The following is a 23,791-nucleotide window of genomic DNA, read 5'->3' as shown; positions in this document are numbered from 1 at the left end:
AACCAATCATGCGTCTTGTTACCTACCGCGCTAACATCGAGGCGGCGGCTCGCCTCGGCGCCATCGTCGATGACCTGGTCGTGGACGTCGAGCGGATCGGCGCGCATGCCGGCACAGCATTGCCGTCCTCGATGCTCGATCTCATCGATCTCGGGCCGCCGGCGACGATGGCGCTGAAGAAGATCTTAAGCGATCACGCAAGCCATTGGCCGGTAGGCACGGCGCTGCCGCTTGCCAATGTCAGACTGCTGGCGCCAATCCCGCGGCCCCGGAAGAACATTTTCGGGATCGGGCTGAACTATGTCGAGCACGTCGCGGAATCGTCGCGCGCCCTCGACACCGCGAAGGAATTGCCGAAGCAGCCGATCATCTTTTCAAAGCCTCCGACCAGCGTGATCGGGCCCAATGAGGCCATCGAGCACAACCGGACCATCACGCAGCAGCTCGATTGGGAAGTCGAGCTCGCGGTCGTGATGGGGCGAACGGCGCGCCGCATCCCGGAAGCGCAGGCCCTCGATTTCGTTTTCGGCTACAGCGTGATGATCGACGTCAGTGCGCGCGACAATCGCCGCGCCGGCCAGTGGATCTATTCCAAGGGCCAAGACACCTACGCGCCGTTCGGTCCGTGCATCGTGACATCAGATGAGATCAGCGATCCCCACGCGCTCGATCTCTGGCTTACGGTGAACGGCGTCGAGAAGCAGCGCTCCAACACCCGCCACATGCTGTTCAAGGTGCCGCTGCTGATCTCGGACATTTCGGCCGCGATCACGCTCGAGCCGGGCGACATCATCGCGACCGGTACGCCCGATGGCGTGGGCGCGGGGCGCACCCCGCAGGAATGGCTGTGGCCTGGCGATGTCGTCGAAGCGGAAGTGGCCGGCATCGGCCGGCTGCGTCATCCGGTCGTGGCGGTCTGAGCGCGGGGGCCGGCGATGCTGTTCGACATGGAGACGCTGGAGGCCCAACAACGCTACAAGATATTGACGGCGACGGTGACGCCGCGGCCGATTGCCTGGGTGACGACACTTTCCGAAGATGGTGTCGTTAATGCAGCTCCCTACAGCTTCTTCAACGTAATGGGACATGAGCCGCCGACGCTGGCGATCGGGCTGCTCGCCGGACCGGGCCGCTTCAAGGATACCGCGACGAATATCCTTGCGACCGGAGAGTTCGTGGTGAACCTGGTTTCGGAACGGAATGCCGCGGCCATGAACGTCACCTGCATCGATGCGCCGCCCGATATCGACGAGCTTGCGCTGGCGGGCCTCACCGCCGCTCCGTCACATGCGATACGGCCGCCGCGCATCGCGGAGTCCCCGGTTTCATTCGAATGCCGGGTGCTGAGTTCGATGGTGACCGGACCGCGCCAGACAGCGGTGATCGGCCGCATCCTCTGCGCGCACGTTGATGGTGCGGCGGTTCAGGACAAGGAGCGCTGCTATATCGACACGCCCGCGCTGCGGTTGATCGGCCGCATGCATGGCAGCGGCTGGTATGCCCGCTGCACCGATCTGTTCCAACTCGACCGGCCGAGCTGGGCGGAGTGGCGACGAAACGCCGCGCCCCAACCCGATCAGGCGCCATGAACATGATGGCGCGCGCTGTCTCCTCCGATTGTGCAGCAGCCGCGCCCTGCGACTTTGTTGCCCCGGCAACCGGAACTATAGTTCTTGCCTTCCGCGCCATCTGCGAATTATGGTGCAGGCCGCTGGGGTATGGGCCGAAGGTTCTAATCGGAGCTTTCGGTTCGTGCTTGCTGCCGGCCGCAGATTTCGCGCACAAAATATCCGGGCTTACCGGGGCTACACGAAGGCGCAGGCCTCGAGACGGCAGCCGCACTGGCTGGCGGAACAAAATAGATAATGAGGAGGGGAGTGAATATGAAAAAGACATTCTGGCTGGCGGGCGCAATGGCTCTGGCGCTGGCGCAGCCCGCGCTTGGCGCCGACAGCATCAAGATCGGTTTCGTCTCGACCTTCAGCGGCCCCACGGCCGCGATCGGCAACGACATGCGCAACTCGTTCGAACTGGCGCTCGATCATCTGGGCCGCAAGATGGACGGCAAGCCGGTCGAGGTGATCTATGAGGACGACGGCCAGAAGCCTGACGTCGGCAAGCAGAAGACCGAAAAGCTGATCCAGTCCGACAAGGTCGATTTCATCGTCGGCTACATCTGGTCGAACGTGCTGCTGGCCTCGCTGAAGACCGCGGTCGATGCCAAAACCTTCCTGATCTCGGCCAATGCCGGTCCCTCGCAGCTCGCCGGCGAATTGTGCTCGCCTTACGTGTTCTCGACCTCCTGGCAGAACGACCAGACGCCGCAGGCGATGGGCACCTACATGAACCAGAAGGGCGTCAAGTCGGTGTTCCTGATCGGCCCGAACTATGCCGCCGGCAAGGACATGCTGGCCGGCGTCAAGAGCACGTTCAAGGGCCAGGTGGTCGGTGAGGAATACACGGTGTGGCCGAGCCAGCTCGACTTCTCCGCCGAACTCACCAAGGCCAAGAACTCCAAGGCCGAGTCGATCTTCGTGTTCTATCCGGGCGCTGCCGGCGTGCAGTTCCTCAACCAGTATGCCCAGGCCGGCATCAAGGCGCAGATCCCGCTCTACACGGCATTCACCATCGACGAATTGTCGCTGCCGCTGCAGAAGGAGAACGCGCTCGGCGTTCCCGGCGCGCAGCAATGGGTCAACGACCTGCCGAACCCCGAGAACAAGAAGTTCGTCGAGGACTACCGCAAGAAGTATCCGAACCTGCGCCCGACCTTCTATGGCGCGCAATCCTATGATGCCGCGCAGCTGATCAACAGCGCGGTGGTTGCGGTCAAGGGTGACACGACCAAGAAGGACGCGATGAAGGCCGAGATGGAGAAAGCCAACTTCAAGTCGGTGCGCGGCCCGTTCAAATACGGCAAGAACCACATTCCGATCCAGAACTTCTATCTGCAGGACGTGGTCAAGGATGCCGACGGCCAGCTCGCGCTCAAGACGGTGGCCACCATCGTCAAGGACAGCCAGGATGGCTTCCACGATAAATGCCCGATGAAGTGATCGCGGGTTCTACCGACGCATGGTCCGCCAGAAATTGACGGCTTGGCCAGAATCTTGGCAAGAAACTTGGCAAGGATCATGCATCCAATAAGAAAATGGCGGCGGCGCAAACGCGCTGCCGCTGTTTTGTTTCGAGCTGAGGGGCATGACCGCGACCAACGCGTGGCGTTGACGCCGGTATCATGGAGAGGGCGCTAAGTTGGTTCTTGTCGAACAATCGCTGAACGGGTTTCAGTTCGGCCTGCTGCTGTTCCTGTTGGCGGCCGGGCTGACGCTGGTGTTCGGCATCATGGATTTCGTCAATCTGGCGCACGGCTCGCTCTACATGATGGGCGCCTATTTCGCCGCGACGTTCACCGCATGGACCGGAAGCTTCATCCTCGGCGTGCTGCTGGCGCTCGGCGCCACGCTGCTGCTCGGGATCGTGCTGGAATTCGTCGCGCTCCGGCATCTCTACGGCCGCGACCATCTCGACCAGGTGCTGGCGACGTTCGGACTGATCCTGTTTTTCAATGACGCGGTGCGGCTGATCTGGGGCCCGGCCGGCCTTGCGCTGCCGCTGCCGGCCTGGCTGACCGTGCCGGTCCAGATCATCCCCGGCGTGTATTATCCGGCCTACCGGCTGTCGATCATCATCGTCGCGCTCGCGGTCGCCGCGCTGCTTTACGTCGTCGTGATGCGGACCAAGATCGGCATGCTGATCCGTGCCGGCGCCTCCAACCGCGAAATGATCGGCGCGCTCGGCATCAACATCAAACTGCTGTTCACGCTGGTGTTCGGGCTTGGTGCGGCGCTGGCCGGTCTTGCCGGACTGATGCAGGCGCCGATTCTCACCGTGCAGATCGGCATGGGCGAGAACATCCTCATCCTCGCCTTCGTCATCATCGTGATCGGCGGCATCGGCTCGATCCGCGGCGCGTTCCTGGCCGCGATCTTTGTCGGCATGATCGATACGCTCGGCCGCGCCTTCCTGCCTGATCTCCTGCGCATGGTGCTGAGTTCCGCCGCCGCCTCCACCGCCGCACCCGCGCTGTCGTCGATGCTGATCTATCTCTTGATGGCGATCGTGCTGGTGGTGCGGCCGGAGGGGCTGTTTCCGGCCGCCAAGCGATGAAATTACAAATCAATACTAGCAACGTCGTCGTGGCGCTGGTCGCCGCCGGGCTGGTCGTGCTGCCGCTCTATTCGCAGCTCACCGGTAACATCTTCATCCTGACGCTGTTCACTCGCATCATCATCTTCGCGCTGGCCGCGGCCAGCCTCAATCTCATCATGGGCTATGGCGGCATGATGAGCTTCGGCCACGCAGCCTATCTCGGCATCGGCGGCTATGCGGTCGGCATCCTCGCCTTTGAAGGCATCGGCTCCGGCTTCATCCAGTGGCCGGTGGCGCTGGTGGCGTCGGCGCTCTATGCGCTCGTGATCGGAGCGCTCAGCCTGCGCACCCGCGGCGTCTACTTCATCATGATCACGCTCGCCTTTGCACAGATGGCCTATTACATCGCGTCGGGCATGTCGCGTTACGGCGGCGACGACGGCCTGACCATCTACAAGCGCAGCAATTTCGGCGGCCTGATCGACCTGTCGAACCGCGTGCAGTTCTATTACCTCTGCCTCGGCTGCCTGTTCGGCGGCATCTATCTGATCTGGCGGATCATCAATTCGCGCTTCGGTCTGGTGGTGCAGGGCATTCGTTCCAACGAGCAGCGCATGCAGGCGATCGGCTATCATGCCAACCGCTACCGGCTGGTCTGTTTCGTCATCTCCGGCACCATCTGCGGCCTCGCCGGCGCGCTGCTGGCGAATAACACCGACTTCATCAGCCCGGCCGGAATGTACTGGACGCGCTCCGGCGAGCTCATGGTGATGGTGGTGTTCGGCGGCATGGGCTCGCTGTTCGGTCCTGTCATCGGCACGATCTTCTTTCTGCTGCTGGAAGAACTGCTGTCGCAATTCACCGAATATTGGGCGCTGATCATGGGGCCGCTGCTGCTGCTGATCGTGCTGTTCGCGCGCGGCGGCATCATGGGCCTGCTCGGGAGGTTTAACCGTGGCTGATCCCTTGCTCCGCGTTGAAAATCTGGTGCGGCGCTTCGGCGGCATTCTTGCCACCGACAATCTGTCGCTCGACGTCATCCCTGGCGAGTTGCACGCCATCATCGGCCCCAACGGCGCCGGCAAGACCACGCTGATCAGCCAGTTGACCGGGCAATTGACGCCGAACTCAGGCACCATTGTTTTCGGCGGTCGCGACGTCACCGCCCTGCCGTCCTATAAGCGCAGCCGGCTCGGGCTGGCGCGCTCGTTCCAGATCACGTCGCTGCTGCCGGATTTCACCGCGGCCGACAATGTCGCGCTCGCAGCGCAAGCCCATGACGGGCACTCGTTCCGGTTCTGGGGCAATGCGCGCAAGGAAAAACCGCTGCGCGACGCCGCGCAGGCCGCATTGACGCGGGTCGGGCTCGGCGCCCGCGCCGACGTGCCGGTATCTGAACTCAGCCATGGCGAACAACGCGAACTCGAGCTTGCGGTCGCGCTCGCCACAAAGCCGCAATTGCTGCTGCTCGACGAGCCGATGGCGGGGCTTGGCGTCACCGAGTCGGCGCGCATGGTGGCGCTGCTGAAGGAACTGCGCAAGGAAGTCACCATCGTGCTGGTCGAGCATGACATGGAGGCGGTGTTCGCGCTCGCCGACCGCATCACCGTCCTCGTCTACGGCCGCGTCATCGCGTCGGGCGATCCCGATGCGATCCGCCACAACGACGAAGTCAAGCGCGCCTATCTCGGCGATCAGCACGTGGTGGTCGCTCATGGCTGAAACAAGGACGGCCGAAACTCTGCTCGAAATTGATGGCATCGAAACCTGCTATGGCCTCAGCCAGGTGCTGTTCGGCCTGTCGCTGAAGGTTCAGTCGGGCGAAATGGTCGCGCTGATGGGCCGCAACGGCATGGGCAAGACCACGACCATCCGCTCGATCATGGGCATGACGGGCGCGCGTGCCGGCACCATCCGTTTCGCCGGGGAGGAGGTGCGCAGCCTGCCGTCATACAAGATCGCAAAACTCGGCATCGGCCTGGTGCCGGAAGGCCGCCAGATCTTTCCGAATCTCACGGTGTACGAAAACCTGGTCGCGGCTTCCGGCAATCGCGCGGGGAATTCCGATCCCTGGACCATCGAAAAAATCCACGCGCTGTTTCCCCGTCTCGCCGAGCGCGGCGGCAACATGGGTGTGACGCTGTCCGGCGGCGAGCAGCAGATGCTGGCGATCGGCCGCGCGCTGATGACCAATCCGAAGCTCTTGATCCTCGACGAAGCCACCGAAGGCCTGGCGCCCCTGATCCGCGAGGAAATCTGGAGCTGCCTGTCGATGCTCAAGGGGCGCGGGCAATCGGTGCTGGTGATCGACAAGAACGTCGCCAACCTCTCCCGCATCGCCGACCGGCACTACATCATCGAGCGGGGACGCACGGTGTGGAGCGGCACGTCCGAGCAGTTGATCGCCGAGCCGGATCTGCAGCACCGGTATCTGGGGATTTGAGGGGGCGCCGTAAAAGTCTCCTTCGTCATGGCCGGGCTTGACCCGGCCATCCACGTCTTTCTTGCTTTGCGGAGACAAAAAAATACGTGGATGCCCGGGACAAGCCCGGGCATGACGGGTTGAGAGACTGACGCGTTCACAACGCCCACACCAAAATCCCGCCATGAACCCCGACGCCGACCGCATCATCGGACTCTATCAACGCCACGCACGCGCCTGGGCGCAGGATCGCGGCAACCAGCTGATGGAGCGCGCGTGGCTCGACCGGTTTCGCGCGCTGCTGCCGGCCGGAGCTGCCGTGCTCGACATCGGCTGCGGCTCAGGTGAGCCGATCGCCCGTTACCTCACCCAGCAGGGATGTCATGTCGCCGGTGTGGATTCGTCGCCGGAACTGATTGCCCTGTGCACGGCGTCTTTTCCGCATCTCGCGTGGCACGTCGCCGACATGCGCACGCTCTCGCTCGCGCGGCGCTTCGACGGCTTGCTGGCCTGGGACAGTTTCTTCCACCTCTGTCCCGATGACCAGCGCCGGATGTTCGCCATCTTCCGGCAGCATGCTGCCCCGCGCGCGGCATTGATGTTCACGAGCGGTCCGGGGCACGGCGAGGCGATCGGGAGCTACAGGGGCGAGCCGCTCTATCATGCCAGCCTGGACGCCGCCGAATACCGCGCGCTGCTGAGCGCGAATGGCTTCGACGTGATGGCGCATGTCGTCGAAGATCCGGAATGCGGCGGTCATACGGTCTGGCTGGCGCAGCTCGCCTAGATCGGTCGGCCAGCCTGCGCTGCGCGCAGATCAGCCAGAACGATCCCGGGACACGCTTCCTGTGCCCGGATTGTTGGAGGATGACGAACGCTGGTATACTCATTTTCGTCAAACTGACGTGTTCTAGCGGGGGCCGCATGCAATCACGTCAAGCCAGATCGTGACTCCCACCAGGCCAAAGTATGTCTAGCAATGTATTCAATTGCCTCGTTGTTGACCGGCGGTTCATTACGATTGTCGGCGCCGCGATTACCGCGCCGCAATACGACGTTGAGCACCGCTTGCTCGTGATCTAGCTCAAGGCATTGCGCGATGTCCCTCGATGCTCCCGCCGCGTTGCGAACTGGTTTGCCGGCCCGGCCGACCGGCGCCTCCCGCAAGAGCGTGCCGCTGGCGCTTTTCCTCGTTTCGATGAGCATGATTGTTGCGGCCTGGTACTGGCTGGCGAGCCCGGTGCTGCTGGATCATGCGCTGATCGATCCCGCCAAGAAGCTCGACTGCGTGTCCTATGCGCCGTTCCGGAGCGGGCAGACGCCGTGGAATTCCAACATCATCATCAGCCCAGAGCAGATCGCGGAAGATATCAGCCAGCTGGCCGGGATATCGAACTGCATCCGCACCTACTCGGTCGAGAACGGCCTCGACAAGGTGCCTCAGCTGGCGTCGAAGGTCGGGATCAAAGTCATCCTCGGCATCTGGCTCGGACGCGACCGCGTGAAGAACGCAACGTTGATCGACACCGCGGTATCGCTGGCCAAGGATTATCAGGGGACCGTGACCTCCGTCGTCGTCGGCAGCGAGGTGCTGCTCCGGGGCGAAATGACGGTGGCAGACCTTCGCGAAATCCTCCGCTCGGTCAGGTCGCGTATCACGACGCCGATAACCTACGCCGATTCCTGGGATTACTGGCTGCGCTACCGCGAGATGGCGGCCGACGTCGATTTCGTCACCGTCCACATGTTGCCGTTCTGGGAAGATGAGCCGATCCGAGCCGAAAACGCGGCGGCACATGTCATCGATATCTACCACAAGGTCGCGCAGGCGTTTCCCGGCAAGGAAATCCTGATCGGGGAGGCGGGTTGGCCGAGCAAGGGACGCATGCGGGAGGTCTCGCTGCCGTCACGCATCAATCAGGCCCGCTTCGTTTCCGAACTGCTCGATCGGGCGGAGCGGGAAAAAATCCGCGTCAATGTGTTTGAGGCCTACGACGAATCATGGAAGCGCCAGTGGGAAGGTACGGTCGGCGCCCATTGGGGCCTTCTCGACGGCGATAGCCGTCAGATCAAGCACGCGCACGGAGCGGCCGTCAGCAATTATCCGTTCTGGAAGCTGCAACTGGGAGCTGGTCTTGCGTTCGGCATTTGTGTCTTTGCCGTTGCATTGTTGACGCTCTGGCGTCGGCGGGTGGCGACAGGATTGGCGCCGTGGCTGGCCGTGTCGGCGTGTGCGACGACGGGCGGAATCCTGCTGGGGCTCGGCGCCGAAAAGGCCTTTTATGAAAACTATGGCGTCGCCGGTCTGCTGAACCAGGGGTGGCTTCTGACCGCAGCCATCGCGCTGCCGCTGCTGTGCGTCAACGCGTTGATGGCCGGACGGCCGTTGCCGTCCCTCCGGGAATTGCTCGGCCCACGCCAGGGCTGGCCCTCATCATTGCCTGCGCTGGTCCTGGGCGTTGTGCTCATGGTCACCACGCTGATCACGGTAGAGGTCGCGCTCGGCCTCGTGTTCGATCCGCGTTCGCGGGATTTCCCGTTTGCCAGCGTGACCATGGCGGCTGTGCCGGTCTGGACGGTGGCGCTGCTCTGCCGTCGAAAGTCGGACGACGGCGTCACCGCCGAGGCGGTGTTTGCAGGCCTGCTCGCGGCGGCTGCGCTTTTTCTCGTTTTCAATGAGGGTGTTCACAACTGGCAATCGTTGTGGACCGCGGCGGCGTTCGTCCTGTTTGGCGCCGCGCTGTGGCCGCCGCGTTTCGTTGCCGTGTGGAGTGCGCACTCGAATATGCCGTTCGTCTTCCGGAAGACGCTTCGCAAGCAAGAACTCGCCGTGCAACCGGTTGCCGTCGCTTCCCTGCCGCCGCCAAAACCGCAGGCCGCTACCGCCGGCGGCTTCGTTGCGGCAACGTCAAAGGTCGAATGCGATAAATAGCTGTGTGCTGAACAGGGCTCTGGTCCGGGAACGAACGCATGTGGTCGAACAGATTTTCCCGGCGCCGTTTGGGCAAGCTTGCAGGATGGGCGGCGCTCGGCCTGTCGGCGGGGTCGGTCAAGTCAGCCGATGCACAAAGCAGTTCCAGTGGCCAGAAACCCATCGCGGCCTTTCCGGCTGATTTTAAATGGGGCACCGCGACCTCGTCCTATCAGATCGAAGGCGCCGTCAACGAGGACGGCCGAGGGCCGTCGATCTGGGATCGTTTTGCGCACACGCCCGGAAAAATTGTCGACCACAGCACCGGCGACATCGCTGACGACCACTTTCATCGCTACAAGGACGACGTCCAATTGATGAAGGCGCTGGGGACGAAGACCTACCGCTTCTCGATCGCGTGGCCTCGCGTTTTTCCCGAAGGAACAGGCGCGCCCAATCCGAAGGGCCTCGACTTCTACAACCGGTTGCTCGACGAGCTGCTGGCAAACGGCATCGAGCCGTTTGCCACGCTGTATCATTGGGACTTGCCGCAGGCGCTGCAAGAGCGCTTCGGTGGCTGGATGTCGCGGGACACCGCGAAAGCGTTTGCGGATTATTCCGCCTATGTCAGCGAGCGCCTGAGCGACCGCGTCAAGCACATTTTCACGATCAACGAATGTTCGAGGCTGGTTCAACTCGGCCATGGCCTTGGCCTCGACGCGCCGGGCCTGACACTGTCGCAAGGCGAGCAGAACCAGGTTCGTCACCACGTTGCCCTTGGGCACGGCCTTGCCGTGCAGGCGATCCGGGCATCCGCCAAGGCCGGAACCAAAATCGGCCTCGCCGAGAACATGGTCAACTGTATCCCCGCGATCGAGACGCCGGCGAATATCCGCGCCGCCGAGATCGCGGTGCGCGAACTCAATGCCGGCTATCTGACCGCTATCCTCGAGGGAAAATTCACCGACGCCTATCTGGCGCAGGCCGACGCCCCGAAACATACCGCCGACGATCTCCGTGTCATTTCATCGCCGATCGATTTCGTCGGGCTCAATGTCTACACGCCCGACCATTACGTGCTGGCCGCGGACAATTCGCGCGGCTACACGCTGGCGCCGTTTCCGGCATCGTTCCCGCATATGGATGCGTCCTGGCTGAGGATCGGTCCGGAGGCGCTGTATTGGGCGCCGCGTCACGCGGCGAACATTTGGGGCGTGAAGTCGATCTACATTACCGAGAACGGGACGTCGTCGACGGATCAGCCGGCCGCGGACGGCACCATCTATGACGTCGACCGGGTCATGTATCTGCGCAACTATCTGTTCCATCTGCAGCGCGCGACGGCGGAAGGTGTGCCGGTGGCCGGTTACTTCCTGTGGAGCCTGATCGACAATTTCGAATGGATGGACGGCTACCAGAAGCGCTTCGGCATCTACCACGTCGACTTCAACACCCAGCGCCGCACGCCGAAACTGAGCGCGTCGTTCTATCGGGAAGTGATCAAGCAGAATGCGGTGGTGTGAAGCGGCTGGTGGCCCTCTCTCCGTCGCCCCGGCCTTGAGCCGGGGCCCATACGCAGCGGCCCATCCGTGAAAGTGACGGCGTCAGACACCTTCTACAACAATGATCGCCGCGGAGTATGGGTCCCTGCGTTCGCAGGGACGACATATCAAAACATCTCGAAATATTCGCGATGTTCCCACTCCGAGACCTCGGCCTGGAAGCGCTCGATCTCGGCGTTCTTGATGTGGACGTAATAGTCGACGAACTCTTTTCCGAACGCTTGACGGAAGAACGGATCGTCGTCGAGCGCGAACACCGCCTCGCGCAGCGTCTTCGGCAGCAGCGCCGCCTTGGTCTCATAGGGCGTGTCGGCTGACGGCCCGGGGTCGAGCTTGCGGTCGACGCCGTCGAGGCCGGAGAGAATCTGCGAGGCCATGTAGAGGTAGGGATTGGCGGCGGGCTCGCCGATGCGGTTTTCGAGGCGCGTTGCTGCATCATTGGGGCCGCCGAGCACGCGGATCATCACGCCGCGGTTGTCGCGGCCCCAGATCGCGCGATCCGGCGCCAGCGAATAGGTGCGGTAGCGCTTGTAGCCGTTGATGGTCGGCGTCGTGAACACGGCAGAGGCGCGGGCGTGGGCCAGCAGTCCCGCGAGATAGTTGCGCGCGAACGGGCTCAGCACCTCACCGCCTTCCGTGGTCATGAAGGCGTTCGCGCCGCTGGTGCGCGACACGATCGATTGGTGCAAATGCCAGCCGGACGCGAACACGTTCGGCAGCTTCGGGCGGCACATGAAAGTGGCGTGATAGCCGTGGCGCCGGGCGACCTGCTTCACGGCGCTGCGAAACAGCACCATGTTGTCGGCCGGCGTCAGCCCCTTGGTCGGCGCAAAGGTGAATTCGCACTGACTCGGGCCGAACTCGACCTCGACCGACCGGAGCGGCAGGCCGAGCGCCAGCACGTCGCGCCGGATGATTTCCAGCACCGGCTCCATCTGGTCGTAGCGCTGCTCGGTCAGGTATTGATAGCCGTGCGACAGCAGGCTCACCGAAGGCGGCTGGCCGGGCTGCCCGGCATCCTCCGGCGCCATGCGCGCGTCTTCGAGTTTGAAGATGTGAAACTCGACTTCGAGGCCAGCTACAAAATCGTAGCCGCGCTGGCCGAGCTGATCGAGCACGCCGCGATAGAGATGCCTTGTGGCGAACGGCACCGGGCGGCCATCGATGAAATAGATGTCGCACAGCAGCCAGCCTGTCGTGGGCGCCCATGGCAGCACGCGGAACGTGGTGGGATCCGCGACCATCAAGACGTCGGCGGCGCCCTCCATCTCGCGCATGCCAAAACCGCCGCCGGATGTGAACACTGGAAACACCGTGCGGTGCGAGGTGTCCTTGGCGAGCATGGTCGTGGTGATGGAGCAGCCGCTCTCCAGCGAGGCCAGGGCCTCGCTTGCGACCAGCGTCTTGCCGCGCAGGATGCCGTGCTGGTCCGGGAACGAGAGCCGGATGACTTCGAGTTTTTGTTCTTCGACAATGCGGCGCAGGCGGCTTGCCGCCTCCTTCTGCTCCGCCGACCACAGGCCGTGACGCTCCACGAAACTCAATGCGTCACTCCCTCGTTGTTCGTCGTTCCGGGGCGACGCAAAGCGTCGAACCCGGAACCTCGAGATTCCGGGCTCGGGTCTGCGACGCGCCCCGGAATGACGTTGTCAACCACCATCACTCAGCCGCCGTCAGATGCCGGATCTTGTCCGATATCTCACCCGGCACAGGCGCGGCCCATGGCGCGCCGCGGCGGCGTTTGACGTCGACTTCCATCCAGTAGATTTCCCAGCCTCTCGTCGGCCCAATGCCGTCCATGGTGGCGGGGCCCTGGATGCTGCGGGCGCGGGACGCGTCGAGGAACATGAACGGTTTCTCGCCGCCGGAAACCTTTTCGATCTCCTGCCGCAGCAGGCGGCGATATTGCACGATCGCCTTGTCTGAGGTGCCGAGATGCTCGTTGGTGCGATCCTGGATCGCGCCCATCGATTCCACCGCCCACTGGTCGTGCACGTTGATGTCGGCGCCCATGCCGGTATAGGTCTCGGTTGCCTGCTCGTGCGGATCGAAGCCGTAATCGTTCGACTTGTTCTTGCGCGATTTGTAGTCGGGCAGCTCATAGAGTTCGAGGCGCTGGTCGCGCATCTTCTTCTTGTCGACCGGCGCCGTGTAGGAAGTGAAGATCGCGTACCAGTAGCAATTCTCGTCATCGACAGGCACGTGCCACTGCGTGATCGTCATTTCCGTGCTCATCGGAATCACGAAGCCGTGCGGAAATAATTGATTGGTGACGCGCACATGGGTGCGCTCCTCGTCGATCTCGCGCAGCGCGATCAGCCGCAGGCCGTATTCGGTGTGTTCGACATTGATGATCGGGTTGTCGTATTCGCGCAGGATTTTCGTCATCGGCATGTCTGACCCGGCGGACGCGCCGCGGAACTGCTTGCCGTAGCTGGCGGAAGTATCCTCGTCCTCGAAGAAGCGATGCAGGAACGAGGCGTGGGCCGGATCGATGCCGACTTCGAGCGCCTGCAGCCAGTTGCAATTGATGTGGCCCTTGAACGCAAACGTATGGCTGTCCGGTGCGATGAAGCAGTCGATCTCAGGAAATGCCGGCGGCTCGCCCTCGCCGAGGTAAGCCCAGAGGATGCCGCTCTTCTCGACCACGGGATAGGAGCGCTGCTTGATGCCCTTGCACAGGTTCGAGCCCTTCGGCTCCGCCGGCGTTTCGATGCACTGGCCCGTGGTGTCGAACAGCCAGCCATGGAACGCGCAGCGCAGGCCGCCATTCTCAAGCCGGCCGAACGCGAGGTCGGCGCCGCGATGGGCGCAATGACGATCGATCAGCCCGTAACGATCGTTCTCATCGCGAAACAGCACCAGATTCTCGCCGAGCAGCTTGACGGCTTTGACCGGCCGCGGCCCCGGCAGTTCGTCGACCAATGCGGCCGGCTGCCAGTACATCCGCATCAATTTCCCGCAGGGATCTTTTGGCCCGGTGCGGGTGATCAGGTCGTTCGCTTCCTGGCTCATCATGGCGTTCAGCCCTTTCGTCGGCGGCAGTTTGTTCGCCTATTGAACGAATGGGCGAATTATGCCATGACTGGAGAGGACGGCAAGCACAATTTTGAACGCTTCCAATCGGAAGGGCCAATGCCAAAGCTGAAACGCGCCGAGGGCGACGAGCGCGCCACCGATTTTGTCGAGAGTCTCGACCGCGGCATCCGCCTGCTCCAGGTGTTCGGCACGATCGCGGGCCCCGCGACGCTGAGCGATCTGGCGCGCGCCGCCGAACTGCCGCGCGCCACCGCCCGCCGTATCCTGTTCACGCTCGAGCATGGCGGCTTCGTTACGTCAGACGGCAAGCTGTTCACGTTGACGCCGCGCGTGCTGACGCTCGCCGCCTCCTATCTGCAATCGAGCCAGGTGGTGACGGTGCTGCAACCGGTTCTCGACCGGATCGCGCTGGCCGCGCAGGAAATAAGCTCGCTCGCGGTGCTCGATGGCGACGAGGTCGTTTTCATCGCGCGCGGCAGTCCGACGCGGGTGTTCTCCGCCGGCCTCGACATCGGCTATCGCCTGCCGGCGTTCTGCACCTCGGTCGGCCGCGTCATGCTCGGCCAGTTCGACGATGGCGACCTCGCCGCGCGGCTCGCCGCCATGCGGCGCGAGCCGATGACGCCGCACACGGTGACCGATCCAAAACGATTGCTCGGTTGCGTGCGCGGCGATCGCGAACAGGGCTATTCGCTGGTCGATCGCGAGGCCGAACCGCATTTCCGTTCGATCTCGGTCCCGGTGCGCCGCTACGACGAGGTGATCGTCGGCGCCATCAACATGGGCGCGCATGTCGACCGCGTCTCGACGGCCGAGATGATCGAGCGCTTTCTGCCGCTGCTGAAAGAGGGCGCGCAGTCGGTCAGATCGATGTTGTTGTAAGCATTGCTGCGTAGGGTGGGTGGAGCGAAGCGATACCCACCATTTATTGACGCTGCACATCAACGAAGGTGATGGGTTTCGCGGAGTTTATCATCGGGCGCGCATTCGCGCGACCCGGTGGCTCTACCCATCCTACAGCCGCATGGCTGAATTTTTCTGCCCCTTGCCATGAACGCATTCCCCTCCGGCCTGCACGAAGTCGATGCAGATGCCGTGAGAGACGTAATGAAAAATCCCGACTGGGCTGTCCGTATCGTCGCCGTTCCCCCCGGCGATGCCCCGTTATGGGTCCGCCAGAGATGGGTCGGCCTCGATTTGCCGGTCATCCGCTATGCGGCGCATCGAAAACTTCTTGCCTTCGGCGTTCTGTCGCGGCCGCGTTCACGGGCGGCGCAATGGGCGGCCGTGTTTCGCGGGCAGGCGGAGCTGATCGCCGGCTATGCGGTGGAGGCGGCGCCTGCCGTCGGCATTCTCGCCAAATCGAGTCCCGAGGCCGCCGCATGGTGGCGCGAGAACACGCCGCATCTAATCGCGCCGAAACGCTACCTCGTGTTTCACGAAGAAGTCTGCCGGATTGCCGAAATCTGACGGGATACTAAATCCGCCTGAGCGCGGCGGCGATCATTTCGAACTTGGCGACGATCTGCGGTGTCACCAGATAGCGAAGCGTGCCCGCAACCGACAGGCTGACGACGATCGCGACGATCGTGTACTGCGCCGTCAACACCGGCAGTATCGCGCGAAGCGGGCGCGGCCGGCTTCTCGGCATCTTGGCGGCGATGCGGATGGAAGCGTCGTCTTCAAGGGTACTCATGCGATCTCATCCTGCGGCAGTTTCCGTGATCGCATCAGTGTTCGGTTCGCAGCTGATCGAGGCGCGACCGCAGTTGCCGGTTCGCCCGTTCGCTGGCGCGCAGCTTGCGCGCCCAGTTCAGCTCGACGACGCCTCCCGTCTCGCTTGCACCTGAAAACACCAGACCCGCGGCGAACTGATCGCGCCAGACCAGGCGCGCCAGGCAGGAGATCCCCTTGCGTTCGATTTCGAAATCCACCTCGTCGGGCACGAGGGCGGAACTTTCAAACTCGATCCTGGCCCCGAACGGGCTGAAGTTGCGCACGACGCAGGCGAGCGTTGAAGAGCGGGCGTTGAACGCGACCCTTCCGCCGTAATAGACGCGGTTTCTCGGCAGTTTGCGGCGCTCGGACATGATCTGTATTCCCTGCGTTTAACGCTTTGGTAACACTATTGGAGGGTGTGTTTCCGCAAAGAACCGTTGCGGTGGTTAACCGCGGCCGTGGTTAATGGTGGCGTTCTTTCGCGAGCGGTGCACGAAGACACCGCGTCCGCTCAGCCCCGCGCGAACATCCGCGCTTCATCGTGCAGCACCGGCGCCACCGCATCGACCAGCCGCGCCGCGGCGTCGTTGACGTTCAGCCCGGCGGTATCCACCACGGCCGACGCGCGGGCGTAGAGCGGTTCGCGGCTGACCAGAATGGTACGCAGTTCAGCCATCGCGGAGCGATCGTCCGCCATCGGACGCAGGTCGCCCTGGCCGCGCACGCGCGCCATGTGTTCTTCGGGCTTCGCCTTCAGCCAGATCGTGTAGAACGACGACAGGATCAGGTCGAACGTCAGTGGTTCTGAGACGATGCCGCCGCCGGTGGCCAGCACCATCAGCTCCTTGCGCGCCAGCAACTGCCCGAGCGCCGCCTGCTCCATGCGCCGAAAGCCTTCCTGGCCGTAGAGCGCGATGATCTCGGCGACGGACAATCCGTTCTGCGCCTCGATCTCCTTGTTGAGTTCGACGAAGCTCCAGCCGATTTTCTTCGCCAGCATCTTGCCGAGCGTTGATTTGCCGGCGCCGCGCAGGCCGATCAGCGCGATACCCGAGAACGACATCTTGCGATGCGCCGTGGCACTTCCGCCCGCGAGCACATCCTTGGCCTGCGCGATCTGCGCGGATGTCGCCTTGCGCACGAGGTCGCGAATGACAGCCCAGTCGGGCACCGGTTCGGTGGAGGGAATGAGATCTTCCAGATGCGCGCCCATCGCGTTCGACACCCGGCGCAGCAGCACGATCGAGACGTTGCCCTTGCCGCTTTCGAGCTGCGCGATATAGCGTTCGGAAATGCCGGAGACCTTCGCGAGCACTTTTCGCGACATGCCGCGCAACGCCCGCATGGTGCGCACGCGCTGGCCGAGCTGCTCAAGAAAGCCGGTTTCGGGATCGCTGGTTTCGGACATTTCCCTGAAGTAGCCCTGGCTGCAAATCGGCGCGTTTCGGAAACATAATGCCGATGAGGATTGACAGCAAGCACGCATGGTGGTCTTTATATGAATTATAATTCTTAAAATCTGGGAGAAGCGTCTTGAGCGGCACGTCCGGTTCCTACAATGCGGTGACCTGGCTGCTTGATCGCAATATCGACGAGGGCCGGGCTGAGAAACTCGCCTTCACCGATACGGTCTCCGAACTCACCTATGGCGACCTGCAACGCCAGAGCTGCCGCGTCGCCAACATGCTGCGCCGGCTTGGCGTCCGCCGCGAAGAGCGCGTCGCGATGATCATGCTCGACACCGTCGATTTTCCTTCCGTGTTCCTCGGCGCAATCCGCGCCGGCATCGTGCCGGTGCCGCTCAACACGCTGCTGACGGCGGATCAATATGCCTACGTGCTGGCGGATTGCCGCGCGCGGGTGCTGTTCGTTTCCGAAGCGCTCTATCCCGTCGTCAAAGACATCGTCGGCCGGATGCCGGACCTCGAACATGTGATCGTGTCCGGCAAGGACGCGCTTGGCCACAAGAAGCTTGCCGACGAACTCGCGCGCGAGAGCGACAGCTTTGCGACCGCGGCGACGCATCCCGATGAGCCCGCATTCTGGCTCTATTCGTCGGGCTCCACCGGCATGCCCAAGGGCGTGCGCCACCTGCATTCCAATCTCGCCGCCACCGCGGAAACCTACGCCAAACAGGTGCTCGGCATTCGCGAGGACGACGTCGGCCTCTCGGCAGCAAAGCTGTTTTTTGCCTACGGCCTCGGCAACGCGCTGACCTTTCCGATGTCGGTCGGCGCATCAACGGTGCTGAATTCCGATCGCCCGACGCCGGCGGCGATGTTCGCGCTGATGAACAAATACAACCCCAGCATCTTCTTCGGCGTGCCGACATTGTTCGCGGCGATGCTCAACGACGAGACGCTGAAGGACACGGGCGCCGGCCAGCGGCTTCGCGTCTGCACCTCGGCGGGGCGAAGCGCTGCCGGAATCGGTCGGCAATGCCTGGAAGGCGCGGTTTGGCGTCGACATTCTCGACGGCGTCGGCTCCACCGAGCTGTTGCACATCTTTCTGTCCAACGCGCCCGGCGACATCAAATACGGCTCGTCCGGCCGCCCCGTGCCGGGCTACCGCGTGCGGCTGGTCAATGAAGCGGGCAGCGACGTGCCCGATGGCGAGGTCGGCGAGTTGCTGGTCGATGCGCCCTCGGCCGGCGAAGGCTACTGGAACCAGCGCAGCAAGAGCCGGCAAACGTTTGAAGGCCACTGGACCCGCACCGGCGACAAGTACATCCGCGACGCCGACGGCCGCTACACGTTCTGCGGCCGCAGCGACGACATGTTCAAGGTATCCGGCATCTGGGTGTCGCCGTTCGAAGTCGAGAGCGCGCTGATCACCCATCCCGCGGTGCTGGAAGCCGCCGTGGTGCCCGAGGCCGATCCGGAAGGCCTGCTGAAGCCAAAGGCCTTCGTGGTGCTGCGCGCCGAAACCAAAACCGACGGCCTGCATGATGCGCTGAAGGAGCACGTCAAGCAGAAGATCGGGCCGTGGAAATATCCGCGCTGGATCGATGTGGTGGACAGTTTGCCGAAGACGGCAACGGGAAAAATCCAGCGGTTCAAATTGCGGGATGGTGCGCCATAATTGCGTCGTCCCGGCGAACGCCGGGACCCATACGCTGCGGCAGTTGTTGTTGAGCACAATGGTCGACGGCTTCTTTCAACAACAGATGACCGGGGCTATGGGTTCGGCGTTCGCCGGGACGACAAGCATCTCGATCACTTCGAAGAGTAACAACATGACCCTCTCCCCCACCGGCTTCCTCACCATCGGCGCCGCCAATCTCGAATACCGCATGATCGGTCCCGCACCCGCGGACGCGCCGACCATCGTGATGCTGCATGAGGGCCTCGGATCGGCCGGACTGTGGGGCGATTTTCCGGACAAGCTTCAGGCCGCCACCGGCACCGGGGTCTTTGCTTACTCGCGCAGCGGTTACGGCGCTTCCACACCGGCGAAACTGCCGCGTGCCGTCGACTACATGCACAGCGAAGCACTCGACGTGCTGCCGAAGCTGCTCGATCAAATCGGCTTTCGCCGCGGGCTCTTGCTAGGCCATTCCGATGGCGCCTCGATCGCGGCGATCTATACGGGTGCGCATCAGGATCACCGCGTCGAGGGCGTCGTGATGATCGCGCCGCATTTCATTGTCGAGGACATCTCGGTGGCGTCCATCGCGAAGATCAAGACCGCCTATGAGACCTCGGACCTGAAGGCAAAGCTGGCGCGCTGGCACAAGGATGTCGACAACGCCTTCTATGGCTGGAACGGCGCCTGGCTCGATCCGGCCTTCCGCAACTGGGATATTTCCGAATACCTCGCTTATATCCGCGTGCCCGTCGCGATCCTGCAGGGGCGGGATGACGAGTATGGGACAATGCGCCAGATCGAGATCGCCCAGGAAGAGTGCTACTGTCCGGTTGATGTGACCGTGATCCCGGGGGCGGGACACCAGCCGCATCGGGAGGCGCCGGGCGCGACGCTGGATGCGGTCCAGGAATTCGCAAACGCGGTGTTGCGTGTTGACGGCTCGCAGGGACGGGCCGCGTAAGCTATTTTTCCGTGCACTGTTTGGGATTGTCGGTCGTCGGGTCATGCCCCGATGACCACGCCGCCTCTGGCCGCAGGCAACCTTCCGCTGCCGCGCTGGGCCTATGTGCCGGGCGAGGCTGTTGAGGCCGAGGCCGACTACGAAACGCTGGCGCAGGTCACCGCGCTCGTGCCGTCGCGGTTCGGCGGCCATGTGCCGGCGCGGCATCCGGCGCTGCGCTACGCGCTGCGGATCAATGACCATGGTTATTTCTGGGAGTCGCAGGAGATCCTTGAAGCGGTGTGGGCGGCCGCACCGCAAGGCGGCCGCGAGCGAATCCTGCTGCGCGCCTGCATCCAGATCGCGACTGCGAATTTGCGCCTGCGCATGCAAAAGCCGCACGCCGCAGCAAGGTTGCTCGGCGAGGCGCTCGGCGAACTCAAGGCGCTCGGTCTGCGCAACGCCGGCGGTGACGGGTTCGCCGACGGTTTTCCGGCTTTAGCCCTGGCCGAACTCGTGAAGGCCAAACTGGGGCGGCCACAGCTTGCCAAGGCCGATTGGGTGGCCTTTGGCTCCGTGAGCCGAACATGAAACAAAATGCATGTTCCGACGTTTTTGACTAGACCTGATCAAAAACATGCATTATTGTGCATGTAAGGTAAGGCTAACAAAAGCGTCAGGGTGGCCCAATGGCTGGCGAAGATCGCGTCCTCGCAGGCGGTGCAAAATACATCGATTTCCAGACTGATCCGTCGCGCTACCGGCATTGGAAGCTCGATGTCGATGGTGACGTCGCGACGCTGACCATGGATGTCGACGAAAATGCCGGCCTGTTCGAAGGCTATCAGTTAAAACTCAATTCCTACGACCTCGGCGTCGACATCGAGCTTGCCGACGCCGTGCAAAGGCTGCGTTTCGAGCATCCGGAAGTGAAAGTCGTGGTGATGCGCTCGGGCAAGAACCGCGTGTTCTGCGCCGGCGCCAATATTCGCATGCTGGCGGGCGCCACCCACGCCCACAAAGTCAATTTCTGCAAATTCACCAACGAGACCCGCAACGGTCTGGAAGACTCTTCCGAGAATTCCGGGCAGCGGTTCATTACCGTCGTCAACGGCACCGCGGCCGGCGGCGGCTATGAGCTGGCGCTGGCGACCGATCACATCATGCTCGCGGACGACGGCTCGGCCGCGGTGTCGCTGCCGGAAGTGCCGCTGCTCGCCGTGCTGCCGGGCACCGGCGGCCTGACCCGCGTGGTCGACAAGCGCAAGGTGCGCCGCGATCATGCCGATTATTTCTGCACCATCGAGGAAGGCATCAAGGGCAAGCGCGCCGTGCAATGGCGCCTGGTCGACGAGATCGTGCCGAACAGCAAGCTGGAGGCCAAGGTCGCCGACCGCGCCAAGGAATTCGCCGCAGCTTCGAAGCGCAACGGCAATGGCAAGGGTCTCGCGCTGACGCCGCTCCAGCGCACCATCAATGAGGCCGGCATCCGCTACGGCTTTGTCAGCGTCGATATCGACCGCGCGCAGCGCATCGCCACCATCTCGATCAAGGCGCCGGAAGAAGCCCCGCCCGCCGATATCGACGGCCTGATCGCGCAGGGCGCATCGTTCTGGCCGCTGCAGGTCGCGCGCGAGCTCGATGACGCGATCCTGCACCTGCGGATCAACGAGCTCGAGACCGCGATGCTGCTGTTCAAGTCGCATGGCGACCGCGCAGGCGTCGTCGCCTGCGACGCGTTCCTCGATGCCAACAAGGCGCACTGGCTGGTCAACGAGATCAGGCAATACTGGAAGCGGGTGCTCAAACGCATCGACGTCACCTCGCGCACGCTGGTGACGCTGGTCGAGCCCGGCTCCTGCTTCGTCGGCACGCTGGCCGAACTCGTGTTCGCCGCCGACCGCTCCTACATGCTGATCGGCCAGAAGCAGGGCGACAACCGCGCCCCGCCGACCATCGAACTCACCGCGATGAATTTCGGGCCGTATCCGATGAGCCATGGTCTGACGCGGCTGCAGTCGCGCTTCCAGGCCGATCCGTCCGATCTCGAGCGCGCCGAGGCGACTATCGGCACCACGCTCGATGCCGAGGCTGCCGAAGAGCTCGGCCTCGTCACCTTCGCGCTCGACGATATCGACTGGGATGACGAGGTGCGGGTGTTCCTGGAGGAGCGCACCTCCTTTTCGCCCGACGGCCTCACCGGCATGGAAGCGAATCTGCGCTTTGTCGGACCCGAGACCATGGAATCGAAGATCTTCTCGCGCCTCACCGCGTGGCAGAACTGGATCTTCCAGCGCCCCAACGCCGTCGGCGAAGAGGGCGCGCTGCGCCGCTACGGCACCGGCCAGAAGGCGCAATTCGATATGACGAGAGTTTAAGGGCGAGTAGCGAATGGCGAGTGGCGAGTAGTTTTTCTTTTCTATTCGCCATTCGCTACTCGCTGTTCGCCGAACCAACCGCATCTGTCCCAACACGGGAGGCCTTTGCCATGAACTTCATGAACGTCGACTACTCAACCAAGATTCCCAACAACGTGAATCTCAGTGAAGACCGCCAGGTGCTCAAGGCGCTCGAGGGCTGGCATCCCGGCTACATGGATTGGTGGAGCGACATGGGGCCGGAAGGCTTCCAGCAATCCTTGGTCTACCTGCGCACCGCCTATTCGGTCGATCCGCGCGGCTGGGCCAAGTTCGATTACGTCAAGATGCCGGAATATCGCTGGGGCATTCTCCTTGCTCCCCAGGAGGAAAACCGCGTCATTCCGTTCGGCGAGAATTTCGGCAAGCCGGCCTGGCAGGAAGTCCCGGGCGAACACCGCGCCACGCTGCGCCGCCTGATCGTGATCCAGGGCGACACCGAGCCGGCCTCGGTCGAACAGCAGCGCCATCTCGGCAAGACCGCGCCCTCGCTGTACGACCTGCGCAATCTGTTCCAGGTCAATGTCGAAGAGGGCCGCCATCTCTGGGCGATGGTCTATCTCTTGCAAAAGTATTTCGGCCGCGACGGCCGCGAAGAGGCCGACGATTTGTTGCGCCGCCGCTCCGGCGACGCGGATTCCCCGCGCATGCTCGGCGCCTTCAACGAGGCGACGCCCGACTGGCTGTCGTTCTTCATGTTCACCTATTTCACCGACCGCGACGGCAAGATGCAGCTGCATTCGCTGGCGCAGTCCGGCTTCGATCCCTTGTCGCGCACCTGCCGCTTCATGCTGACCGAAGAGGCGCATCACATGTTCGTCGGCGAGACCGGCATCAGCCGCGTCGTGCAGCGCACCTGCGAGGCGATGAAGGCAGCCGGCATCACCGATCCCACCGATATCGCAAAAGTCCGCGCGCTCGGCGTGATCGATCTGCCGACCATCCAGAAGAAGCTGCATCTGCATTATTCGCTGTCGCTGGATCTGTTCGGCTCGGAAGTCTCGACCAACGCCGCCAATGCCTTCAACGCCGGCATCAAGGGCCGCTACAAGGAAACCCAGATCGACGACGACCATCAGCTGAAGAACGCGACCTATCCGGTGCTGAAGCTGGTCGATGGCGTGATCAAGCGCGTCGACGAGCCGGCGCTGACCGCGCTCAACATGCGCCTGCGCGACGACTACACGCAGGATTGCGCCAAGGGCATGCTGCGCTGGAACAAGATCATCTCTCTCGCCGGCTACCAGTACAAGCTGACGCTGCCCGACGTCGCCTTCCACCGCCATATCGGCGAGTTCAAGGATATCAACGCGACCCCGGAGGGCGTGTTGATCGACACCGCCACCTGGAACGCGCGCAAGAACGATTGGCTGCCGTCATCCGATGACGGCGACTTCATCGCCTCGCTGATGACCCCGGTCACGGAAGCCGGCACCTACGCCTCCTGGATCTCGCCGCCGAAAGTCGGCATCGACAACAAGCCCGGCGATTTCGAATACGTGAAAATCGAGACGTGATCTTGTGTCGTCCCGGCCTTGAGC

Annotated in this window: 21 protein-coding genes and 1 pseudogene; 17 read left to right on the top strand and 5 right to left on the bottom strand. The window is 63.1% G+C overall.

Annotated features, from left to right (window positions below):
- Window positions 1-8 precede the first annotated feature (8 nt).
- From ABIE49_RS18175 to ABIE49_RS18130, 10 genes are all read left to right on the top strand, one after another.
- The gene (locus ABIE49_RS18175) at window positions 9-920 is read left to right on the top strand and encodes a fumarylacetoacetate hydrolase family protein (protein WP_192735494.1); all 912 of its coding nucleotides are present in this window, start codon (window positions 9-11) and stop codon (window positions 918-920) included.
- A gap of 15 nt (window positions 921-935) precedes the next feature.
- Window positions 936-1,589, top strand: coding sequence for a flavin reductase family protein (locus tag ABIE49_RS18170; protein ID WP_192735493.1), 654 nt, complete (start codon window positions 936-938; stop codon window positions 1,587-1,589).
- Window positions 1,590-1,883: 294 nt separating this feature from the next.
- Complete coding sequence (locus tag ABIE49_RS18165) at window positions 1,884-3,056, top strand: ABC transporter substrate-binding protein (protein WP_192735492.1); 1,173 nt, start codon at window positions 1,884-1,886, stop codon at window positions 3,054-3,056.
- A gap of 199 nt (window positions 3,057-3,255) precedes the next feature.
- Entirely contained in the window at window positions 3,256-4,170 is a 915-nt protein-coding gene (locus ABIE49_RS18160) for a branched-chain amino acid ABC transporter permease (RefSeq protein WP_192735491.1), read from the top strand.
- Window positions 4,167-5,114 (top strand): branched-chain amino acid ABC transporter permease, encoded by a 948-nt coding sequence (locus ABIE49_RS18155; RefSeq protein WP_192735490.1) that lies wholly within the window; start codon window positions 4,167-4,169, stop codon window positions 5,112-5,114. Before ABIE49_RS18160 ends, ABIE49_RS18155 begins: the two co-directional genes overlap by 4 nt.
- Window positions 5,107-5,874 carry an ABC transporter ATP-binding protein gene (locus tag ABIE49_RS18150; RefSeq protein WP_192735489.1) on the top strand — a complete coding sequence of 256 codons (768 nt, stop codon included), beginning with the start codon at window positions 5,107-5,109 and terminating at the stop codon, window positions 5,872-5,874. Before ABIE49_RS18155 ends, ABIE49_RS18150 begins: the two co-directional genes overlap by 8 nt.
- Entirely contained in the window at window positions 5,867-6,595 is a 729-nt protein-coding gene (locus ABIE49_RS18145) for an ABC transporter ATP-binding protein (RefSeq protein ID WP_192735488.1), read from the top strand. The genes ABIE49_RS18150 and ABIE49_RS18145 overlap by 8 nt, the downstream gene beginning before the upstream one ends.
- A gap of 163 nt (window positions 6,596-6,758) precedes the next feature.
- A complete protein-coding gene (locus tag ABIE49_RS18140; protein WP_192735487.1) occupies window positions 6,759-7,361 on the top strand; it encodes a class I SAM-dependent methyltransferase in 603 nt (200 codons plus the stop codon).
- 312 nt (window positions 7,362-7,673) lie between these two features.
- The gene (locus tag ABIE49_RS18135) at window positions 7,674-9,506 is read left to right on the top strand and encodes a glycoside hydrolase family 17 protein (protein ID WP_192735486.1); all 1,833 of its coding nucleotides are present in this window, start codon (window positions 7,674-7,676) and stop codon (window positions 9,504-9,506) included.
- A gap of 38 nt (window positions 9,507-9,544) precedes the next feature.
- Window positions 9,545-11,008, top strand: a complete 1,464-nt coding sequence (locus ABIE49_RS18130; protein ID WP_192735485.1) for a GH1 family beta-glucosidase — start codon at window positions 9,545-9,547, stop codon at window positions 11,006-11,008.
- 146 nt (window positions 11,009-11,154) lie between these two features.
- Here ABIE49_RS18130 and ABIE49_RS18125 read toward each other — a convergent pair whose 3' ends face one another.
- Together ABIE49_RS18125 and ABIE49_RS18120 are read right to left on the bottom strand one after the other, a co-directional pair.
- Window positions 11,155-12,591 (bottom strand): glutamine synthetase family protein, encoded by a 1,437-nt coding sequence (locus ABIE49_RS18125; protein ID WP_192735484.1) that lies wholly within the window; start codon window positions 12,589-12,591, stop codon window positions 11,155-11,157.
- A 115-nt stretch (window positions 12,592-12,706) separates the two neighbouring features.
- On the bottom strand, window positions 12,707-14,065 hold the full coding sequence (locus ABIE49_RS18120) for an aromatic ring-hydroxylating dioxygenase subunit alpha (RefSeq protein ID WP_192735483.1): 1,359 nt from the start codon (window positions 14,063-14,065) through the stop codon (window positions 12,707-12,709).
- 117 nt (window positions 14,066-14,182) lie between these two features.
- Here ABIE49_RS18120 and ABIE49_RS18115 point away from each other — a divergent pair, with 117 nt between their 5' ends.
- Window positions 14,183-14,968 (top strand): IclR family transcriptional regulator domain-containing protein, encoded by a 786-nt coding sequence (locus tag ABIE49_RS18115; RefSeq protein WP_192735482.1) that lies wholly within the window; start codon window positions 14,183-14,185, stop codon window positions 14,966-14,968.
- 225 nt (window positions 14,969-15,193) lie between these two features.
- Window positions 15,194-15,556 carry a hypothetical protein gene (locus ABIE49_RS18110; protein ID WP_192735481.1) on the top strand — a complete coding sequence of 121 codons (363 nt, stop codon included), beginning with the start codon at window positions 15,194-15,196 and terminating at the stop codon, window positions 15,554-15,556.
- A gap of 7 nt (window positions 15,557-15,563) precedes the next feature.
- On the opposite strand, the gene ABIE49_RS18105 is transcribed toward ABIE49_RS18110, so the two are convergent.
- From ABIE49_RS18105 to ABIE49_RS18095, 3 genes are all read right to left on the bottom strand, one after another.
- Window positions 15,564-15,782, bottom strand: a complete 219-nt coding sequence (locus tag ABIE49_RS18105) for a hypothetical protein (protein WP_192735480.1) — start codon at window positions 15,780-15,782, stop codon at window positions 15,564-15,566.
- 34 nt (window positions 15,783-15,816) lie between these two features.
- Window positions 15,817-16,176 (bottom strand): PilZ domain-containing protein, encoded by a 360-nt coding sequence (locus tag ABIE49_RS18100; RefSeq protein WP_192735479.1) that lies wholly within the window; start codon window positions 16,174-16,176, stop codon window positions 15,817-15,819.
- A gap of 140 nt (window positions 16,177-16,316) precedes the next feature.
- On the bottom strand, window positions 16,317-17,213 hold the full coding sequence (locus ABIE49_RS18095; RefSeq protein ID WP_192735478.1) for a helix-turn-helix transcriptional regulator: 897 nt from the start codon (window positions 17,211-17,213) through the stop codon (window positions 16,317-16,319).
- 125 nt (window positions 17,214-17,338) lie between these two features.
- Between ABIE49_RS18095 and ABIE49_RS18090 the strand changes: the two are divergent.
- From ABIE49_RS18090 to boxB, 5 genes and pseudogenes are all read left to right on the top strand, one after another.
- Window positions 17,339-18,887: pseudogene (locus ABIE49_RS18090) on the top strand (benzoate-CoA ligase family protein).
- Window positions 18,888-19,041: 154 nt separating this feature from the next.
- Window positions 19,042-19,854, top strand: coding sequence for an alpha/beta fold hydrolase (locus tag ABIE49_RS18085; protein ID WP_192735477.1), 813 nt, complete (start codon window positions 19,042-19,044; stop codon window positions 19,852-19,854).
- 51 nt (window positions 19,855-19,905) lie between these two features.
- Window positions 19,906-20,424: a DUF309 domain-containing protein gene (locus tag ABIE49_RS18080; protein WP_192735476.1), complete on the top strand. Its 519-nt coding sequence runs from the start codon at window positions 19,906-19,908 to the stop codon at window positions 20,422-20,424.
- 98 nt (window positions 20,425-20,522) lie between these two features.
- On the top strand, window positions 20,523-22,211 hold the full coding sequence (gene boxC, locus ABIE49_RS18075) for a 2,3-epoxybenzoyl-CoA dihydrolase (RefSeq protein WP_192735475.1): 1,689 nt from the start codon (window positions 20,523-20,525) through the stop codon (window positions 22,209-22,211).
- A gap of 119 nt (window positions 22,212-22,330) precedes the next feature.
- Window positions 22,331-23,767, top strand: a complete 1,437-nt coding sequence (gene boxB / locus ABIE49_RS18070; protein ID WP_192735721.1) for a benzoyl-CoA 2,3-epoxidase subunit BoxB — start codon at window positions 22,331-22,333, stop codon at window positions 23,765-23,767.
- Window positions 23,768-23,791 lie beyond the last annotated feature (24 nt).

This window comes from Bradyrhizobium sp. OAE829, assembly GCF_040546575.1.
In the GTDB taxonomy this organism is placed as follows: Bacteria; Pseudomonadota; Alphaproteobacteria; order Rhizobiales; family Xanthobacteraceae; genus Bradyrhizobium.
Note: the sequence above shows the minus strand (reverse complement) of the source record. Positions and strands in the feature narration are given on the sequence as shown.

Coding starts and splice junctions, on each gene's coding strand:
- ABIE49_RS18175 (WP_192735494.1), top strand. CDS start 9: ATGCGTCTTGTTACCTACCGCGCTAACATCGAGGCGGCGGCTCGCCTC.
- ABIE49_RS18170 (WP_192735493.1), top strand. CDS start 936: ATGCTGTTCGACATGGAGACGCTGGAGGCCCAACAACGCTACAAGATA.
- ABIE49_RS18165 (WP_192735492.1), top strand. CDS start 1,884: ATGAAAAAGACATTCTGGCTGGCGGGCGCAATGGCTCTGGCGCTGGCG.
- ABIE49_RS18155 (WP_192735490.1), top strand. CDS start 4,167: ATGAAATTACAAATCAATACTAGCAACGTCGTCGTGGCGCTGGTCGCC.
- ABIE49_RS18145 (WP_192735488.1), top strand. CDS start 5,867: ATGGCTGAAACAAGGACGGCCGAAACTCTGCTCGAAATTGATGGCATC.
- ABIE49_RS18140 (WP_192735487.1), top strand. CDS start 6,759: ATGAACCCCGACGCCGACCGCATCATCGGACTCTATCAACGCCACGCA.
- ABIE49_RS18135 (WP_192735486.1), top strand. CDS start 7,674: ATGTCCCTCGATGCTCCCGCCGCGTTGCGAACTGGTTTGCCGGCCCGG.
- ABIE49_RS18130 (WP_192735485.1), top strand. CDS start 9,545: ATGTGGTCGAACAGATTTTCCCGGCGCCGTTTGGGCAAGCTTGCAGGA.
- ABIE49_RS18120 (WP_192735483.1), bottom strand. CDS start 14,065: ATGATGAGCCAGGAAGCGAACGACCTGATCACCCGCACCGGGCCAAAA.
- ABIE49_RS18115 (WP_192735482.1), top strand. CDS start 14,183: ATGCCAAAGCTGAAACGCGCCGAGGGCGACGAGCGCGCCACCGATTTT.
- ABIE49_RS18110 (WP_192735481.1), top strand. CDS start 15,194: ATGAAAAATCCCGACTGGGCTGTCCGTATCGTCGCCGTTCCCCCCGGC.
- ABIE49_RS18105 (WP_192735480.1), bottom strand. CDS start 15,782: ATGAGTACCCTTGAAGACGACGCTTCCATCCGCATCGCCGCCAAGATG.
- ABIE49_RS18100 (WP_192735479.1), bottom strand. CDS start 16,176: ATGTCCGAGCGCCGCAAACTGCCGAGAAACCGCGTCTATTACGGCGGA.
- ABIE49_RS18095 (WP_192735478.1), bottom strand. CDS start 17,213: ATGTCCGAAACCAGCGATCCCGAAACCGGCTTTCTTGAGCAGCTCGGC.
- ABIE49_RS18085 (WP_192735477.1), top strand. CDS start 19,042: ATGACCCTCTCCCCCACCGGCTTCCTCACCATCGGCGCCGCCAATCTC.
- ABIE49_RS18080 (WP_192735476.1), top strand. CDS start 19,906: ATGACCACGCCGCCTCTGGCCGCAGGCAACCTTCCGCTGCCGCGCTGG.
- boxC (WP_192735475.1), top strand. CDS start 20,523: ATGGCTGGCGAAGATCGCGTCCTCGCAGGCGGTGCAAAATACATCGAT.
- boxB (WP_192735721.1), top strand. CDS start 22,331: ATGAACGTCGACTACTCAACCAAGATTCCCAACAACGTGAATCTCAGT.